General features: G+C 37.7%; 21 protein-coding genes. 16 read left to right on the top strand and 5 right to left on the bottom strand.

Annotation, left to right across the window (positions count from 1 at the left end; all coding sequences use genetic code 11):
• Positions 1–238 precede the first annotated feature (238 nt).
• The gene (locus ACLHDF_RS17385; protein ID WP_413920044.1) at positions 239–511 is read left to right on the top strand and encodes a CD3324 family protein; all 273 of its coding nucleotides are present in this window, start codon (positions 239–241) and stop codon (positions 509–511) included.
• A 141-nt stretch (positions 512–652) separates the two neighbouring features.
• Entirely contained in the window at positions 653–1,297 is a 645-nt protein-coding gene (locus ACLHDF_RS17380) for a FusB/FusC family EF-G-binding protein (RefSeq protein ID WP_413919955.1), read from the top strand.
• A gap of 75 nt (positions 1,298–1,372) precedes the next feature.
• Here ACLHDF_RS17380 and ACLHDF_RS17375 read toward each other — a convergent pair whose 3' ends face one another.
• Complete coding sequence (locus ACLHDF_RS17375) at positions 1,373–2,215, bottom strand: sulfurtransferase (RefSeq protein WP_413919954.1); 843 nt, start codon at positions 2,213–2,215, stop codon at positions 1,373–1,375.
• A 245-nt stretch (positions 2,216–2,460) separates the two neighbouring features.
• Here ACLHDF_RS17375 and ACLHDF_RS17370 point away from each other — a divergent pair, with 245 nt between their 5' ends.
• The 3 genes from ACLHDF_RS17370 to ACLHDF_RS17360 all read left to right on the top strand — a co-directional run bounded on the left by ACLHDF_RS17370 (position 2,461) and on the right by ACLHDF_RS17360 (position 4,047).
• Positions 2,461–3,210, top strand: a complete 750-nt coding sequence (locus tag ACLHDF_RS17370) for a Cof-type HAD-IIB family hydrolase (RefSeq protein ID WP_413919953.1) — start codon at positions 2,461–2,463, stop codon at positions 3,208–3,210.
• Positions 3,211–3,351: 141 nt separating this feature from the next.
• Positions 3,352–3,747 carry a M15 family metallopeptidase gene (locus ACLHDF_RS17365; protein ID WP_413919952.1) on the top strand — a complete coding sequence of 132 codons (396 nt, stop codon included), beginning with the start codon at positions 3,352–3,354 and terminating at the stop codon, positions 3,745–3,747.
• A 75-nt stretch (positions 3,748–3,822) separates the two neighbouring features.
• The gene (locus ACLHDF_RS17360; protein WP_413919951.1) at positions 3,823–4,047 is read left to right on the top strand and encodes a peptidoglycan-binding domain-containing protein; all 225 of its coding nucleotides are present in this window, start codon (positions 3,823–3,825) and stop codon (positions 4,045–4,047) included.
• 117 nt (positions 4,048–4,164) lie between these two features.
• On the opposite strand, the gene ACLHDF_RS17355 is transcribed toward ACLHDF_RS17360, so the two are convergent.
• Both ACLHDF_RS17355 and ACLHDF_RS17350 read right to left on the bottom strand, forming a co-directional pair.
• Positions 4,165–4,329: a hypothetical protein gene (locus tag ACLHDF_RS17355; RefSeq protein WP_013056680.1), complete on the bottom strand. Its 165-nt coding sequence runs from the start codon at positions 4,327–4,329 to the stop codon at positions 4,165–4,167.
• Positions 4,330–4,784: 455 nt separating this feature from the next.
• Positions 4,785–5,534, bottom strand: a complete 750-nt coding sequence (locus tag ACLHDF_RS17350) for a polysaccharide deacetylase family protein (protein ID WP_413919950.1) — start codon at positions 5,532–5,534, stop codon at positions 4,785–4,787.
• A 159-nt stretch (positions 5,535–5,693) separates the two neighbouring features.
• Here ACLHDF_RS17350 and ACLHDF_RS17345 point away from each other — a divergent pair, with 159 nt between their 5' ends.
• The 4 genes from ACLHDF_RS17345 to ACLHDF_RS17330 all read left to right on the top strand — a co-directional run bounded on the left by ACLHDF_RS17345 (position 5,694) and on the right by ACLHDF_RS17330 (position 7,744).
• Positions 5,694–6,104, top strand: coding sequence for a hypothetical protein (locus tag ACLHDF_RS17345; protein WP_413919949.1), 411 nt, complete (start codon positions 5,694–5,696; stop codon positions 6,102–6,104).
• Between the two features lie 84 nt (positions 6,105–6,188).
• Positions 6,189–6,377 (top strand): hypothetical protein, encoded by a 189-nt coding sequence (locus ACLHDF_RS17340; RefSeq protein WP_013056683.1) that lies wholly within the window; start codon positions 6,189–6,191, stop codon positions 6,375–6,377.
• A 312-nt stretch (positions 6,378–6,689) separates the two neighbouring features.
• Positions 6,690–6,932: a hypothetical protein gene (locus ACLHDF_RS17335; protein ID WP_029321328.1), complete on the top strand. Its 243-nt coding sequence runs from the start codon at positions 6,690–6,692 to the stop codon at positions 6,930–6,932.
• A gap of 614 nt (positions 6,933–7,546) precedes the next feature.
• Positions 7,547–7,744: a hypothetical protein gene (locus ACLHDF_RS17330; RefSeq protein WP_413919948.1), complete on the top strand. Its 198-nt coding sequence runs from the start codon at positions 7,547–7,549 to the stop codon at positions 7,742–7,744.
• A gap of 58 nt (positions 7,745–7,802) precedes the next feature.
• On the opposite strand, the gene ACLHDF_RS17325 is transcribed toward ACLHDF_RS17330, so the two are convergent.
• Positions 7,803–8,027, bottom strand: a complete 225-nt coding sequence (locus tag ACLHDF_RS17325; protein ID WP_413919947.1) for a hypothetical protein — start codon at positions 8,025–8,027, stop codon at positions 7,803–7,805.
• A gap of 103 nt (positions 8,028–8,130) precedes the next feature.
• On the opposite strand from ACLHDF_RS17325, the gene ACLHDF_RS17320 reads away from it, so the two are divergent.
• On the top strand, positions 8,131–8,868 hold the full coding sequence (locus ACLHDF_RS17320) for a hypothetical protein (protein WP_413919946.1): 738 nt from the start codon (positions 8,131–8,133) through the stop codon (positions 8,866–8,868).
• 264 nt (positions 8,869–9,132) lie between these two features.
• On the opposite strand, the gene metA is transcribed toward ACLHDF_RS17320, so the two are convergent.
• On the bottom strand, positions 9,133–10,044 hold the full coding sequence (gene metA, locus ACLHDF_RS17315; RefSeq protein WP_413919945.1) for a homoserine O-acetyltransferase MetA: 912 nt from the start codon (positions 10,042–10,044) through the stop codon (positions 9,133–9,135).
• Positions 10,045–10,396: 352 nt separating this feature from the next.
• Between metA and ACLHDF_RS17310 the strand changes: the two genes are divergently transcribed.
• The 6 genes from ACLHDF_RS17310 to ACLHDF_RS17285 all read left to right on the top strand — a co-directional run bounded on the left by ACLHDF_RS17310 (position 10,397) and on the right by ACLHDF_RS17285 (position 17,117).
• Positions 10,397–12,085 (top strand): formate--tetrahydrofolate ligase, encoded by a 1,689-nt coding sequence (locus ACLHDF_RS17310; protein ID WP_413919944.1) that lies wholly within the window; start codon positions 10,397–10,399, stop codon positions 12,083–12,085.
• A 129-nt stretch (positions 12,086–12,214) separates the two neighbouring features.
• Complete coding sequence (locus ACLHDF_RS17305) at positions 12,215–12,733, top strand: hypothetical protein (RefSeq protein WP_413919943.1); 519 nt, start codon at positions 12,215–12,217, stop codon at positions 12,731–12,733.
• Positions 12,734–12,794: 61 nt separating this feature from the next.
• Complete coding sequence (locus tag ACLHDF_RS17300; protein WP_413919942.1) at positions 12,795–13,271, top strand: glutathione peroxidase; 477 nt, start codon at positions 12,795–12,797, stop codon at positions 13,269–13,271.
• 125 nt (positions 13,272–13,396) lie between these two features.
• Positions 13,397–14,050, top strand: a complete 654-nt coding sequence (locus ACLHDF_RS17295) for an HD domain-containing protein (RefSeq protein ID WP_413919941.1) — start codon at positions 13,397–13,399, stop codon at positions 14,048–14,050.
• Positions 14,031–15,929 carry an ABC-F family ATP-binding cassette domain-containing protein gene (locus tag ACLHDF_RS17290; protein WP_413919940.1) on the top strand — a complete coding sequence of 633 codons (1,899 nt, stop codon included), beginning with the start codon at positions 14,031–14,033 and terminating at the stop codon, positions 15,927–15,929. Before ACLHDF_RS17295 ends, ACLHDF_RS17290 begins: the two co-directional genes overlap by 20 nt.
• Positions 15,930–15,992: 63 nt before the next feature.
• Complete coding sequence (locus tag ACLHDF_RS17285) at positions 15,993–17,117, top strand: conserved virulence factor C family protein (RefSeq protein WP_413919939.1); 1,125 nt, start codon at positions 15,993–15,995, stop codon at positions 17,115–17,117.
• Positions 17,118–17,142: the final 25 nt, after the last annotated feature.

The raw sequence follows: 17,142 nt of genomic DNA, 5'->3' as shown, positions 1-17,142 counted from the left end.
CAATAATTGTAAGTTTATACAAGTTTGGTTTACAGTCGATGTAAAGTGGAGGTGTAATAAATGGTAAATAAAAGATGTTTACCCGATACTGCAGCGTCTCATGCAAAGCCTGATATTAGAAAGGCGATACTTTGCATGGGATGGACGGTTTAATAATATACATCGCCTAACCAAGCATATCTCATTTCTAATATATACGGCTTTGCCCCTTATTGTATAAGCAAAATCACATAAGGAGCTGGCAGAAATGACGTATGTAAAAGCAACAAATATTTTACCTGAAGAGCTGATTAGTGAAATTCAAAAATACATTCAAGGAGAAACCATTTATATTCCGAAGCCGCAGAAGGCAAAGAAGAAATGGGGAGCTTGTTCTGGTGGGAGAAAATTGATTGACGAGCGAAACGAACGGATTAAGTCCTTGTTTAAAAAAGGGACTTCAATTGAAGATCTAGCTCGTGAATACTTTTTATCAACCGAAACCATCAAAAAAATTGTATATAAAAAATAACGGTAGAAATCAAGCGCTGGCGACTGAATGCCCGCGCTTTTTTAGGTATAGTTTAATTCTGATTTATTCTTTACATTTCGTAAAAGGCGTCCATACGGTAAAGTAAAAAGTAGCTGGTTAAATGAAGAAGGAGTGAAAAACGTGGAAGCATTTATAAGAAATGATCAATATAACGTTATTAAAAGTCAAACGCAAATCCTTATTAATGGACATGGGACAGTGAATAATTCCGATGTGCTGCAGGCCTTAAAAGCTCTTGCAAAAGAAAAAGTCTTAAACGTGTTTGATGTTCTAAGCGAGGAACAGGAAGAATTACTGTTACCGGTTGCTGAAGTTAAAAATAAGGAACAAGCAGAGGTGTTTTTAGAAAGGATAAAGCCTTATGTGATTCCATTTAAATCTTTGACAGAAGCTGCCGTGAAAAAGCTGTTTCCGAAAGTGAAAAAGCTAAAAGTTCCTTCTGCTGAAAGCATTGATCTAACGAGCATTTCATATGTTAGCTGGATCGATAAGGGCTCAAGCAAAAAGTTTATCGTAGCGCAGGATCCGTATACCCAGAAGTTAAAAGGCATTCAAGGAACGTTTAAACCTATCAACCAGAAGGGAATATGTACGCTTTGTCACAGTTATGAGGAAGTCGGTATGTTCACTGCTGAAATTAAAGGAACTGTTCAAGGGACATTTACGCAGCGAGGAAATTATATTTGCCAAGATAGCGAAGCATGTAATCAAAACCTGCTTACTTTAGATCGGCTTCATGACTTTATGTTAAGGCTCAGTAAATAACATGCGGCTAATAGGAAGAATACAAACAAGAAGGTTCAGCCTCTATCCTTTTGGTGAGACTGAGCCTTCTTTGTGCTATCTTGTTTTCTCAATGGGATTGTCACTATAGCTAATCCAATCGCTCCAGCTGCCGGCGTATAGTTTTACATTGGAAAAGCCTGCTGATTTTAAAGCTAAAACGTTCGGACAAGCAGATACACCTGATCCGCAGTATACAATGATTTCAGCGTGAGGATCAATAGCTGAAAACATCTCCTTCCATTCTTGATTTGTTTTCCATAAACCTTCTGAAGTTAAGACATCTTGCCAAAAAGAATGAATGGCACCAGGGATATGTCCTGCTATAGAATCGATGGGTTCTTCTAAGCCTAAATATCTCTTTTTTTCACGAGAGTCAATAAGGACCACATTAGGATTATGAAGATTTTCTTTTACGTATTCAACTTCTGCAAGTCCCCAATCTTGTTGAACCACAGGTACAAAAGTTTGGGGCGAAGCTGCTGGAACGCTCGTAGTTGTTTCATACCCCGATTGTTTCCAGCTATCAAAACCTCCATTTAAAATTTGTACGTATTCAATTCCTATATATCGCAGTAGCCACCAAGCTCTTGAAGCCATCATTCCGTTTCGTTCATCATAAACGACGACTTTTGAATCAGCATTAATTCCTAAGTTGCCGAGCTTCTGAGCTAGATTTTGAATATCAGGAAGCGGGTGTCTGCCTCCATGAGAAGTAGCCTCAGAGGACAAGTCTTTTTCTAAATCCAAATAATGAGCATACGGGAGGTGCTCATTTTGATAAGCATCTGCCCCTACCTCAGGATTTCCAAGGGTAAATCGACAGTCAAGCAAAACAATTGAGTGTTGGGGTTGCTGTAATGCAGTATGTAAGTCAGCTGGTGAAATAATAGTATTCATAACATTCACATCCTTTTACTAAAATTCTAGTTGAAATAAATAAAAATGAAAAGCGTTACATATAAATTACGGCAAATCTATTTTGTTTTCCTTCAATTATTCCCCATAGAATAATTGAACATTTTAGCGCTTATCTGATGCAGAGCGAAATGCTCCTGTGCTACAGTTATAATAAGAGTTACATAGTATAAGTCAAATGCTCAGCGTAATTTTATACCTACTATTAATAAGAAGGAGAGAGAAAGATGCAAACAAACGAAAAGAAAGAATTTAAACTGATCGCACTGGATATGGATGGAACGCTGCTGAACAATCAGCAAGAAATTTCTGAGGAGAATCGTGATGCCATTGCTAAAGCTCAAGAGCAAGGTGTTCATGTCGTATTAAGTACGGGGCGATCTCTTTTAACATGTCGTGAATACGCACAGTCTCTTCAGCTATCTTCTTATCTTATTACAGTAAACGGAAGTGAAATTTGGGACGAATCTGGGCAGCTTGTAGAACGAAAGTTAATTGATGCTGCTTACATTGAGAAAATGTGGAACTTAACACAAGAGCATAAGCTTAACTTTTGGGCTGTGACGACGGATAAAGTATGGAGAGATGAATTTCCAGAAGATATTGCTTCACAAGAATGGCTGAAGTTTGGCTATGATATTCCAGATGATGCTTTAAGAGAAGAAGTGCTGAAACAAATAGCCGGCATTTCAGATTTTGAAATCAGCAACTCTAGTTTAACGAATCTAGAAATTAATGCACTTGGTATTAACAAAGCAAAAGGGATCATGACTGTATGTGAACGTTTAGACATCTCAATGGATGAAGTGATTGCGATGGGAGACAGTTTAAATGATATGGCTATGATTGAAGCGGCAGGGTGTGGAATTGCCATGGGAAATGCTCAAGAAGCTGTAAAAGAAGCAGCGGACTGGGTGACAGATACAAATGTCAATAACGGAGTAGCGAAGGCTATCAGCCACTGGGTGCTGAAATAACAGCAGCCCTACACAGCACGCCGTACTTTTACACAACTTAACGACTTCCCGCATAAACTGATACTGGATGCCTCCCTTATACTTATAGTTCGTCTTATACGTATATATAAGGAGAAGTCATCTAGTTAAGGAGTAGGGAGTATGAGCGATTTATCATTAGACAAGTTGTTAAAAAAAGCAGAGCATAAATTACATGATGTGCATGAAGTAGTTCGAGAAAAAGCGTACGAGCTCATTCAGCAAGCATATAAAGAAAGCATATTTGTGATGGTTACTGAAGGGTTTAGATCGATAGAGCATCAGCACAAACTATATTCACAGGGCCGAACAACACCAGGAAGTATCGTGACTAATGCCAAAGGCGGTTATTCTTATCATAATTATGGACTATCTTTTGACATTGCGCTGCTTGATAAAAACGGAGAAGTTGACTGGACCATTAATCGAAGGTGGACCAAAGCGGGAGAGATAGGAAAAAGGATCGGGTTGGAATGGGGAGGAGATTGGACAAGCTTAAAAGATTATCCTCATTTTTAATATACATTTGGTTTATCACTGCCAGAGCTTCGGAGCGGAAAAACACCTAAAAAACAGAGAGCAAAGGCTTCAAGAGTGCTAATTAAATACGGCGACCGTGGAAATCAGGTACAGTTGATTCAGCGTATGCTTATTCACTTAGGTTATTCTCTTTTTGGTGGAGCAGACGGTATATTCGGGTCATCCACCCTCAAAACGGTAAAAGCTTTTCAACAAGCGCTTCATTTACAGACAGATGGAACAGTTGGACCGAAGACACTTGAAAAACTCTATGAAAAATTTAATAAAACTATGTTCTAAATAACAATAAGAGAATAAGAAAAGGAAGAAAAGAGATATATAGAAATTATCTCCTTTCTTCCTTTTCTGTAGTTATAGTAGAAAAACTGAAATTTATAAAGAAATAAAAAGGATTTTCTAAGCGTAAGAAACGTTCACATGATCTAACTGGATAACATTGCTCAACAACACGATATCTTTATATATTTCACTTTTTACAGAGGCGTTTGAACAGTTTTGATAGTCTTTCAACAAGCGGCCAAGTTCTTTAATAAATAACAACGTCTCTTGTTCATTAATCATAGTCAAAACTCCTTGTTTAGAAATGAATCCAGGTCATTATATACATTATATAGGAATTCTATCATATCTATACGCACCTGTTGACAAAAAAAGTTCGTCAATTTTTTTGTGAGAAGAAGAAATTCAGGGATATTTGGAGCACGTTTGACGCTCTCATTTTATACATATGCAGCTTGTCTAAAAATATGAGAGTAGTTATAGTAATATTTACTCCTAATCATGAAACTTAAAACCTATTTTAGAGGTTATCCGTAAATTCCCTTTATTGTAGAGCGAAGGAACAAAAAGAGAATGCCTCTTTTTGTTCCTTTAGTATAGCAATGTTTTGAAGAAATAAGGCATACTTTTGAGTTTTAAGATGAACTTGAATTAGATCTTTTGACACATTCTTTTTGTATGATAGGCATAGCTGCTTTTTATCAAAGCGAGTTGTAAAGCTCCAAAGAGTTTCTAAGTCAGAGACTCTTTGGAGCTGAATTTTTTGAATAAGGGATGTGCAAAAGTTCTGGGACGGTTACAAAATGATATCCTTCTTGCTTAAGTTTAGGAATAATGGTATCCAGCGACTTTGCTGTGTTCGAAAGGTCCATAGTCCAATGGCCTCCGTCGTGCATTAAAACAATTGTTCCAGCGTGCATATTTCTAAATACATTCTTAGTGATCTCTGTGTCTGGAATCTGCTTCCAGTCTAATGAATCAGAAGACCAGTTAATCGCATAGACATTTTCATTTGGCAGTTCGTTGATCATTTCTTGTGTTAAATTTCCATAAGGAGGACGAAACAGCTGTGTTTCAAAACCGGTAATGTTTTTAATAATAGCTTGAGTTTTGGCAATTTCCCAGTGAAACTTTTCAGTCGATTCTTTTAGTAAATTGGGGTGCCAATAGGTATGAATCCCAACAGCATGACCTTCAGCTACCATTCTCTTCACCAGCTCAGGATGCTCGTGAGCTTTTGCCCCAATAAGAAAAAAGGTTGCTTTAATACCATGCTTTTTCAATTGATCTAACACATGTGGAGTAAAGCGCGGATCTGGTCCATCGTCAAATGTAAGGGCAGTTTGCTTTAGTTGGTTATTACCTTGATAAAGCAAACGGTCATGCACAGCTACATTTTTTACTTGTTCCGCTTTACATAGTGCGGGAAGAGCTCCATTAAATAAGAGACACAGTGTGAAAAGCAGTATACTGCTTCTTCGCATCATGTACATGCACGCTCCTTTCTAGGGCAAAGTATAACGTTATGATACCCGATTAAAAATTTTGTATGAAGCTTATTTCCCTTTTGGGCCAAAACGTATGATATGCATAAAACAGCGTACTATAATAAATAGTTACTATTAGGTGGAGAAAGGAAAAAATAGATGAAAAAAATAATAATTGCCGTAGCATTAATTTTTTCGCTAAGTTTATCTCCCTTAGCTGAATATATTTCCTATCATGATGACTATAGCGTAAGTGCGCGGTCGTATCGTTCCGGGAAGCGGTCGTTTAATAGACAGCCAAGCGTTAGACAAAATGAGCCAAGGTCTAATTTTTCAAACCGTAGAAATGAAACTGTAAATCGAGGCGTTACCGGTTCAAAACGAGGAGGATTCGCCCGTGGATTGCTGTATGGGGGTCTGGCAGGGCTGTTATTTGGCGGTTTGCTTGGTCATATGGGGGCACTGGGCGGAATTTTTGGGTTATTAATTAATATTTTGGCTATTGCGCTTGTAATTAATTTAATTCTGCGTTTATTCCGCTCTTCTCGACGCGACAATAATTGGAGATAGACTGTCATTACTGTCATAAACTGATAAGAAAGCTCCATATAAATAAGTAAACGCTTTCTATGGTTAATCGAAAGGATGAAACGTATGTCAGCAAACAGACAGCGCAGCAAATACCTGGCGTTTTGCACAGAATGCGGTCTCCCGAACAGGTTAACATTGTTTCTTTTAAGACAGTACGTTGCGACAGACGAATACAGCGGATTTTATTGTGGAAATTGCGGAAGTCGAAATGAATTTCCAGATTCAGTCATCGAATATATTAAAGAACTATAAAACGCAATCTCTTAGAAGATTGTGTTTTATTTATTTGATAAAACTATGTTCTAAATGAAATTAAAAAAAGAAAAGCATAGCTGCTTATGAAAAATGGAGAAAAGAAACGCTTTTTTATTAATGATGGCCCAGAAAACCCCTACCTCAAGCTTTCTAAGTAGAAGTGGTTCAAAATGATTTATGGGAAAAAATATATAAAATTAATGTCTGTAAGATATAACTAACATTTTTAAGTGCAGAAAATCGATTGAACCATACTTTAAAAGGACGCATATACTACATTAAAATTTTAGAAAACGGAGGAATTGACTAATGCCTGTTTCCGTCATTTTCAACCAAATAAATGTAGTAAGTATGGTTTCCAATTCAGTAATTGCTTCCGGTCAAAATAGCCAGCCAGATTGGAATTCCCAAGGTAAATTTAACTTAGGAAACGGATTTGCCGTAAATTCAGCTATATTGGGGAGTACAAATATCATTAATGATCAAGATGTTTGTGACACGCCAATTACCCAGCCGGAAAATATTAATCCTCAACCAGTCTCTCAATTTTAGGGAAAAAGAAGATGAAAGAAGATGAAAAACGTTGATTATAAAATTTACTAATCTTAATGTTACGTATATTTCTACTAATTCAGGTATTTTTACTGGAGAAAATACCCAATCGAATTGGCAAGTGAATTGGAAGAGTAATACAGGGTTCGGTGAAATAATCGGCTATAATAATTTTACCTCTCAAATTGTAAATATCATTAACGATAACGACGTCGTTGATTCCTATTTTTCTGAACACATAGATTTCAAGAATGCCCCTGTTACTCAAAGTTAAAGAAGAAAACCAAGCTCTTTTAATACCTAGTTATTCTATCAATTATTCCGTCAGAGTGGAGAGAGTATATCAGCGACAGGTTTAAACCATCTTTTGTACAGATGGTTTTTTGCTAGCTTATTTTTCCGGGAATTATAGCCGTTAATATAGACTAAAAGGTAATGAGAGGAATACTTTGATAGTAAATGGAGTAAGTATCATATAAAAGATATGAAAGCGTAAATGGTTAAAAAGAAATTCAATTTGAGACAAACAGGTAAGAAGTTAAAAATAAGATAAGGTATCTTTAGTTTCATAATTGAATTAGGTGAAGTAAACTGCTGTCTGTGAGGTGTTATCTATGGTTAATATTCACTATCATTCGATTAAAGTAAATAAAATTCAAAACAGTTCAGGCTTATTTTACGGCGCTAATATTCAATATAAATGGAATCATAAAAGTCGAATTTCTGAAGGCTTCGGAAAAATAGTTGGAGATTCTAATAAAATTTTAAATAATACCACCATTGTGAAAACACCTAGAAAGAATAATGAATAGAAGTTTAGGTTTAGAGTTAAAAAAACCTTTTTGTATAAATTCCTTTTTTGTGACCTGTTCAAAACGAATCATTTAAATCATCTTCACCAAGAACGAGGTGTGTGTTATAGGATAGTTGATTATCATCTCCAGAAATTGTGCCGAAACCTGAATTACTGCTGTTGATAGTAGTTTCCCAATTTTGTTGAACATTTTTCCCTATAAAAACCCCTGCATTGTTTTTAACCGCATTTACGGTGATATCATCAAAAACAATTTGAGGAGAACTGAGATCTATTTTCATAATTCCTCCCTATACATATGAGACATTAATAGAAGTCATCTAATATACCATTATATGTTGTAGATAGGCTAAAAGTGTTAAATCAAATAAGGGGTCAAACTCTATGGATGAAAAGGTGCTGAATATCCTGCAAAATATTGAAAAAAGGCTTACCAGTTTAGAAAAAAACATGAATGAACTTTCAAAAAGAACGGCGCATTCCCTTCATTTAGATATAAAGAACGTTGAAACACTGAACTTGGACGAACTGTCTTATTATTTAGAACATATTGATGTAAAGGAACTTAGTGGAACTCTGAATATTGGTAATACGTTTCCTTCACGCACCAATCAAGTTCAAGCTACAGGAGAAAAAGGTAAAAAAACAACAATTGACTCTGATGCCAATCTAAACTCTAGGAAGAACATTGAAGCAAAAAATAAAGAAAAAGGGCCTTCTGAAATATCAGTAAAAGTTAATGAAAAAAGTGTCCCTTACAAACTAATCGATACAGAAGAAATGAGGGAGCCTGATAAAACTCTAGAATCAACTTTTAGCATAGGTGACATTCATATTGGCACGATTGAAGATGCTTCAGCCGTGAATTTTGGTAATAACTTTCCGACAAACTTCAGAAGCCATAAAAAAGTCACTCAAGGATTTGGCAATATTTTAGGTAATCAAAATGATATTCATGACATCTTATCCTCTTTAGAGGAAAAAGATGTATCAGAATTATACAATGAAAACCAAGATCAGAAGCCGCCTGAATGGCTAGACACAATGATAGAAAAACAAAAGAAGGAAACGGATGAAACGAGGCTAGAAGAAGATGAAAAGGAAGAAGGTCGAAGAGGGTAAAGCCTTTGGATTCTAAACGTAGAGTTGTCGGTTTAAACTTCTGAAAGGAGGCTGAACAAAAAAGAATATGTAATAGAAAACCCGCTATTCTAAACGAGTAGCGGGTTTTCTATTTTATTTCTCGGTTGCTGCAGTTTCATTTAAGGTATTGGTTAAAGTGATTGATTTCTTATCGTTGATTTTAGAAACTGCCATCAATACGGTAGTTTCAACATGGAAAAGAGCATGTGTAATTTAATTAAACACTGGGACAGATCGGTTCTTTCATTCCCACAGATATGGAGTCTCTTGGTAAACATAATAGTTCAACCAATTCATAAACAACAGGTTGGCATGAGAGCGCCATGTTTTTAAAGGGTTTTTGTCGGGATCATTGTTTGGGAAATAGTGTTCCGGAAGCTTCGGTTCTAGTCCTTTTTCTGTATCTCGAAGAAATTCTTCTTGCAGTGTTTGAACGTCGTACTCTGGGTGCCCGGTAACGAAAATAAACTTTTCATCTTTAGACATAGCCATATAAACACCAGCTTCTTCAGAGTAGGAAAGAAGCTCAAGGTCAGGATGATTTTTTACTTCATTCATGTCGACGTCAGTATGACGAGAATGAGGAGAATAAAAGACATCGTCAAATCCTCGCAGCAACTTAATCGGTTCTTCACTGGATACAACATGTGTAAATACACCCGTACATTTATCTGAAAGAGGTCTCTTGTCTATGCCAAAGTGATGATAAAGTCCAGCTTGGGCTCCCCAGCAGATATGAAGAGTTGACGTTACATTTGTTTTACACCAATCCATAATTTCTTGAAGTTCTTTCCAGTAGTTTACCTCTTCAAAGGGTATATGTTCTACAGGTGCTCCTGTAATAATCATTCCGTCATATTTTCGCTCTTTAATTTGTTCAAACGTTTTATAAAACTGATCTAGGTGATTTTTACTCGTCGTTTTTGCTTTATGGCTTGCCGTGTAAAGAAGTGTAATATGCACTTGCAGCGGTGAGTTCCCGAGTAAACGTAATAATTGAGTTTCAGCTTTTTCTTTTTCCGGCATCAAATTTAGGATAACAATATTAAGCGGGCGAATTTCTTGGTTAACCGCGCGTACGTCGTCCATAATAAAAATTCTCTCTTTTTCTAAAATTTCTTTTGCCGGAAGATCACGTGGAATATTAATAGGCAATAAAATTCCTCCTATTCGATTTCGAAGTAATGACGCGTATAAATGTTCTTTCTCACGTGAAGATGAGGTTCAACATTTATGTACAATATACTATTATAGGAATATACAGAATATTAAGCAATTGAATTTTGAAAAAAAAGGGCATTAATATGCGTAATGGCGAAAATGAAATGGTACAATAAGGGTGAACTAGAGCGTTGTTATCCTTTTTAAGATTGACTAAAACCTAGTAAAGTTGATAGCATAGTTCGTTCCTGTATTTATTAAACTTCATACCTCCCCCAGAAAATGGATTTTATCCTTTTTTGATGAAGTGTTTAAAAAGAATTTTCAGCAGAAAAGGGGTTTTTATATGACAACTAAGAAGCAAATAAAAAGTGATTTGCAAATTGCACAAGAGGCAACGATTAAACCGATTAAGGAGATTGCCGAACAGCTAGATATTTTAGAAGCCGAGTTAGAGCCGTACGGACACTATAAAGCCAAGCTTTCTTTGTCCGTTATGGAACGTTTAAACACAAGAAAAGATGGAAAAGTGATTTTAGTTACAGCTATTAATCCAACTCCAGCAGGAGAAGGGAAGTCGACAGTGACAGTTGGCTTAGCTCAGGCATTACATAGATTAGGTAGAAAAGCGATTGTCGCCATGCGTGAACCATCTCTTGGTCCGGTAATGGGAATTAAAGGAGGTGCCGCTGGAGGCGGCTATGCTCAGGTGCTTCCGATGGAGGATATTAATTTACACTTTACTGGAGACCTGCATGCCATCACAACAGCTAACAACGCGCTGGCAGCTATTTTAGACAACCATATACATCAAGGCAACGAACTGCGTATTGATACACGTAAAATTACGTGGAAACGAGTGGTCGATTTAAACGACCGCGCGTTGCGTCAGGTTGTCATTGGATTAGGTGGTGCGATGCAAGGTGTTCCACGAGAAGATGGATTTGATATTACGGTTGCATCAGAAATTATGGCTATTTTCTGCTTAGCGTCAGATTTACAAGACTTGAAACGTCGCTTAGCAGCGATTGTTGTAGCTTATAACATGGACAATGAGCCTGTAACGGTTGCGGACTTAGGTGCACAAGGAGCTCTTACGCTTCTTTTAAAAGATGCGATTAAACCCAACCTTGTACAGACGTTGGAACATACTCCAGCTCTCATTCACGGAGGCCCTTTTGCTAATATTGCCCACGGTTGTAATAGTGTTATTGCAACAAAAATGGCCGCGAAACTAGGGGACTATGTAGTAACAGAAGCCGGATTTGGTGCAGACTTAGGGGCAGAAAAATTCCTGAATATTAAAGCTCGTATGGCAGATATTAAACCGGAAACGGTGGTTATTGTTGCTACAATTCGCGCTTTAAAAATGCATGGAGGTGTTCCTAAAGAGCGTTTAAATGAAGAAAACATTGAGGCCTTAGAAGCAGGAATTGAAAATCTTGAAAAACATATTGAAACAATTCAGGCATTCGGCGTTCCTTATGTTGTAGCAGTGAACCGCTTTGTAACGGATTCAAAAGGTGAAGTAGAAGCGCTTATGAATTGGTGTGCTTCAAAGAATGTTCCAGTTGCTTTAACAGAAGTATGGGAAAAAGGCGGAGAAGGCGGGGTTATGCTTGCTGAAAAAATTCTTGAAGTCATGAATGACACAAAAAGTCAGTTTTCTCCTCTATATGATGTGTCAGCTTCAATCCCAGAAAAAGTAGAAACTATTGCTAAAACTGTATACGGTGCACAAGGCGTGGACTTTGCTCCAAAAGCATTAAAACAAATACAGCAATTTGAAGCAAACGGGTGGGATCACCTGCCAATCTGTATGGCTAAAACGCAGTATTCGTTAAGTGATGATCAAACGAAGCTTGGACGCCCAACTGATTTTAAGGTTACGGTGAGGGAATTCCGTCCTTCACTCGGCGCTGGTTTTCTCGTTGCGCTAACAGGTTCAATTATGACAATGCCTGGACTTCCTAAAAAACCTGCCGCGCTCAATATGGATATTGATGAAAATGGACATGCACTAGGTATTTTTTAAGAGAAAAGCGATGCCAAGGCATCGCTTTTCTTATGATATAAAACAAAATAACAGGTATGTTACGGAGTAATTTGGCAAGAAAGAAGAAGAGTTGACTGTTCGCATTTTATAAAAAAGGAAGTAGTTGAAATGTTTGATCCAATTGTATTTGATAATTTAAAAGTAGTTGTAGAAGGAGAAATCTATGATCTTGACTTATCTGGGCAAGTATCTGTTACGAATCGCGAAGATTTTGTAGACTTAGCGCAGTTTACCCGAACGTACCGCATTTCTTTTCAACAGCATTTTTGCTGTACCGCTTCGCTAACTTTATCAACAGATTTAGACAACATTCATGCCGAGCTAACGCCTTCCCGTGTAGAAAAACCTGGCTGTACAGTTTATATTCATTTTCAGCTAAAAAAACAAAAACCGTTTGAAGAAGCTGAGTTTAAAGATATACAGGAAATGTGTGAGGGGATCTGGGGAACAACAAGAGTTGTTAAACAGCGTGTTACTCATGAAGTCGGAGAAAGTGAATATGAAAACAATATCGAGGTCACTTTTAATCGGTTTATTTATGAAGATCAAGTAGGAGACTTAATTGAGATGATTGATTATATGCTGCAAACGACTGATCAGCTAAAGGTTCTTTACGACAAATCATAAGAGCATTTCAGTTGTACTTCAGAAATAAAGTGAATTACAATAGGGAAAAGGAGGCGTTTTGATGAGCGTGTATGAATACTCTGCAAAAACAATTAAAGACGAAGAAGTATCGCTATCTAACTATCAAGGTGACGTCCTGTTGATTGTGAATACAGCTAGCAAATGTGGCTTCACCCCGCAGTATAAAGATTTGCAGGCGCTATACGAAGAAGAAAAAGAAAACGGCTTAACGGTTTTAGGTTTTCCTTGCAATCAATTCGGCGGTCAAGAGCCAGGAAGTTCAAATGATATTGAACAATTTTGCGAGTTAAACTACGGCGTTTCATTTCCGATGTTTGCAAAAGTAGATGTAAAAGGTGAGCATGCACATCCGTTATTTACATACTTAGCGGAACAAGCGCCTGGTTTACTAGGTTCTAAAGGGATAAAGTGGAATTTTACAAAATTTTTAGTGAATCGTCAAGGTGAAGTCGTGAAGCGATACGCACCTCAAACTGCCCCAAAAGATATTCAAAAAGATATAAAAGAATTGCTGTAAAAGCAGGTGGATCTCCATCTGTTTTTTATTTTTCAGCGAGGGTTTTCAAATGGCGCTCAGCTGTCAGTGAGACGAGTGTCTTACTTTGTGCTAAAATAATGGTGGATATAATTTGAGGTGAGCGAATGAATAAAATAGCAGAGACGGAAAAGTGGGTTCAAACAAAGCTTGCGCATGACACGACGGGTCATGACTGGCAGCATATCGATCGCGTGCGTCGAAATGCAGTACTTTTGTATAAAAAAGAAGGCGGCAACCGAGAAGTTATCGAACTAGCCGCGCTTTTACACGATGTTGTAGATGGTAAGCTAGTGGAAGATGTGGAAAAAGCATACAAAGAAGTGCGGGATTGGCTGAAAAGTCAGCAGGTAGAAGAGAAAGACTCCAAGCATATCGTTGCCATTTTACAAACGATGTCATTTAAAGGAGGAAATCGTCCGGCTATGGCCACGCTTGAAGGTCAAGTTGTCCAAGATGCAGACCGTTTAGATGCTATCGGTGCGATTGGTATCGCACGTACGTTTATGTATGCAGGTTCTAAAGGGACGGCCCTGTATGATGAAAACGTTGCTGTACGAAGTGAGATGACAGAAGAAGAATACAGGCACGGGAAATCAACGGCTATTGCTCATTTTTATGAAAAGCTATTAAAGCTGACTGCGTTAATGAATACTAAAACAGCACGGTCTTTAGCGGAAGAGCGACATACATATATAAAAGAATTTTTAGTTCAATTTAAGAAAGAGTGGAATTATCATTATGAAAATGCTGACTGTTGAAAACTTAACAAAAACATATGGAGAAAAAGAGCTGTTTCATCAACTAACATTTACAATTACGGAAAATGAGCGAATCGGCTTAATTGGTGTAAATGGAACAGGAAAGTCGACGCTTCTTAAAATTATCGCAGGTTTAGAGCTCGGAGACGAAGGTGATATTGTTCATGCTAAAGACTACAGCGTGACATATTTACCGCAGCATCCGGATTTTGATGAAGACTTAACGGTTTTAGAACAAGTTTTCAGCGGAGATACGCCTCTTCTTAACTTATTAAAAAACTATGAGCTAGCTCTGTATGCGTTAGAGCAAGATTCTGCAAGCGAAAAAAACCAGCAAACATTGTACAACTTGCAGCAGAAAATGGATGCGATGAACGCGTGGGAAGCCAACTCTAACGCACAGTCGATTTTAACGAAGCTGGGAATTTCAAATATGAGTGCAAAAATCGGTGAGCTTTCAGGTGGACAGAAAAAGCGTGTGTCAATTGCGCAAAGCCTAATTCAAACACCTGATTTATTGATTTTAGATGAGCCTACTAACCACTTGGATTATGAGACAGTTAAATGGCTTGAAGAATATTTATCCAAATATCAAGGAGCCGTGCTGCTTGTTACTCATGATCGCTATTTCTTGGATGCTGTTACAAATCGAATTTTTGAATTAGACGGTGGAAATTTATATAGCTATAAAGGAAACTATGCTGCTTTTCTAGAAGGAAAAGCCATTCGAGAAGAACAGGAAAAAGCAACTCAAGCAAAATTAAGCAATTTATATCGCAATGAATTGGCTTGGATCCGTAGAGGAGCAAAAGCGCGTACGACTAAGCAAAAAGCGCGTATTCAACGATTTGATGAATTAGAGGGGAAACTCGATTCCTCTGAAAAAGAATCACTAGATTTAAGTTTAGCAGGCAGTCGCCTTGGGAAGAAAGTGTTTGAACTAAAAGATGTGTCTAAGACGTATGAAAATAAAATCATTCTTTCAGACTTTACGCACATCGTGAAAAAACAAGATCGAATTGGAATTGTCGGAAAAAACGGAAGCGGAAAGTCTACACTTTTGAATATGATTGCAGGGCGAATTGAGCCGGATAGCGGTGAAATTGACAGGGGACAAACGGTTAAAATAGCTTACTATACCCAAGAAAGCGATGATATGGACTTGAATCAACGCATGCTTGATTATATTAAAGAATCGGCAGAAGTTGTGCATACGACGGATGGAAAAATGATCTCTGCATCGCAAATGCTTGAGAGATTTCTATTTCCTTCGCATACGCACGGTACACCGATTCAAAAATTATCTGGAGGAGAGCGCCGTCGCTTATACTTGTTGAAATTATTAATGACATCGCCGAATGTTTTGCTTCTAGATGAACCGACTAACGATTTGGATACTCAAACGCTAACAGTGCTTGAAGACTACCTTGAAGAATTTCCGGGTGTCGTTATCACCGTATCACATGATCGCTATTTCTTAGATAAAGTAGCAGATTACTTACTTGTCTTTGAAGGAGAAGGAAACATTTCGACTTATTTTGGCGCTTATACGGATCAATTGGAAGAAGCGATGAAGAAGAAGCAGGCAATGGCTCAGCAGGCTAAAGTAAAAGAAGAAAAGCCAAAACAGCCGGAGAAAACAAAAAAGCGTCGCTTAACGTATAAAGAACAAAAAGAATGGGAAGAAATCGAAGATAATATTGCAGCAAAAGAAGAAGAAATTGAACGTTTAACAAGCGAAATTGAACAGGTGGGCAGCGATTACACAAAAGCGCATAACCTATCATTAGAACAAGAAAAAGCAAATGAAGAATTAAGTACACTGCTTGATCGTTGGGCAGAGCTTTCAGAGCTGATTGAAGAAATTGAAAACGCGTAAACAAGTCGTTAGACTGAGTATAAGCCACGTGCTACAATTTTAATGAGAGGAGTACGATACGACATGAACATTAAATCAATTGAGCCAACGCCAAGTCCGAATACAATGAAAATTAATTTGGACGAAGTGTTATCAGGCGGAAAAAGCAATAACTATACGGAAAAAAATGTTGAAGCGGCACCCAAAGTTGTTCAAGACATCTTAAAAGTAGAAGGGGTAAAAGGAGTCTACCACGTAGCGGACTTCTTAGCCGTAGAACGAAACGCTAAATATGATTGGAAGCAAATTTTGCCGCAAGTTCGTGCAGCATTTGGTGAAGATTTGCAAAGTAACAATGAACAACATAAAATGAATGAGCATTTTGGTGAGGTCAATGTGTCAGTTCAAATGTTCAAAAATGTACCGATGCAAGTCAAGTTAACGGACGGAAATGAAGAAAAGCGCTTTGGCCTGCCCGAACGATTCGCAAAAGCGGTAGCAGAACTTCAACGTTTTTCAGATAATGTGGTATTAGAACGGAAGTGGAAAGAACAAGGCGTTCGTTACGGAGAATTAGCGGCTATCGGAGACGAAGTCGTAGAAGAGTTAGCAGCGGCATATCCACAAGAAAGGTTAACTCGTCTTGTTGCTAATGCACAGGAAGAAAAAGAAGGCGGAAAAGTTATGCAGCCGCGTAAAACCTATAAAGTTACTGAAGAGATGCTAGAAGACAAAGATTGGTCAGTGCGCTATGCCCATTTAGAACAGATGGATCCTACAGAAGATGATTTGGACGTTTTAAATAAAGCACTTGATGATGAAAAAGCATCTATTCGCCGCTTAGCTACGGTCTATTTAGGAATGATTGAATCAAAAACGGTACTACCTTATTTATACAAAGCATTAAAAGATAAGTCAGTTACTGTGCGCCGCACAGCTGGAGACTGCATGTCAGATTTAGGCTTTGAAGAAGGTATTCCGGCAATGTGTGAAGCTCTTAGCGATAAAAACAAGCTTGTGCGCTGGCGTGCAGCTATGTATTTATACGAAGTAGGAGACGAGACGGCTCTTCCTGCCTTAAAAGCAGCAGAGAATGATAAAGAATTTGAGGTAGACTTACAAATCAAGCTAGCGATTGAACGTATCGAGGGCGGAGAAGAAGCAAAAGGTTCTGTTTGGAAACAAATGACGGAAAGTAGAAAAGCATAAAAAAAGATCATTCACTTGAATGATC

Source organism: Priestia megaterium (assembly GCF_046599315.1).
In the GTDB taxonomy this organism is placed as follows: Bacteria; Bacillota; Bacilli; order Bacillales; family Bacillaceae_H; genus Priestia; species Priestia megaterium_F.
The sequence above is the reverse complement of the archived record's forward strand: the minus strand, read 5'-3'. Positions and strand labels throughout refer to the sequence as shown.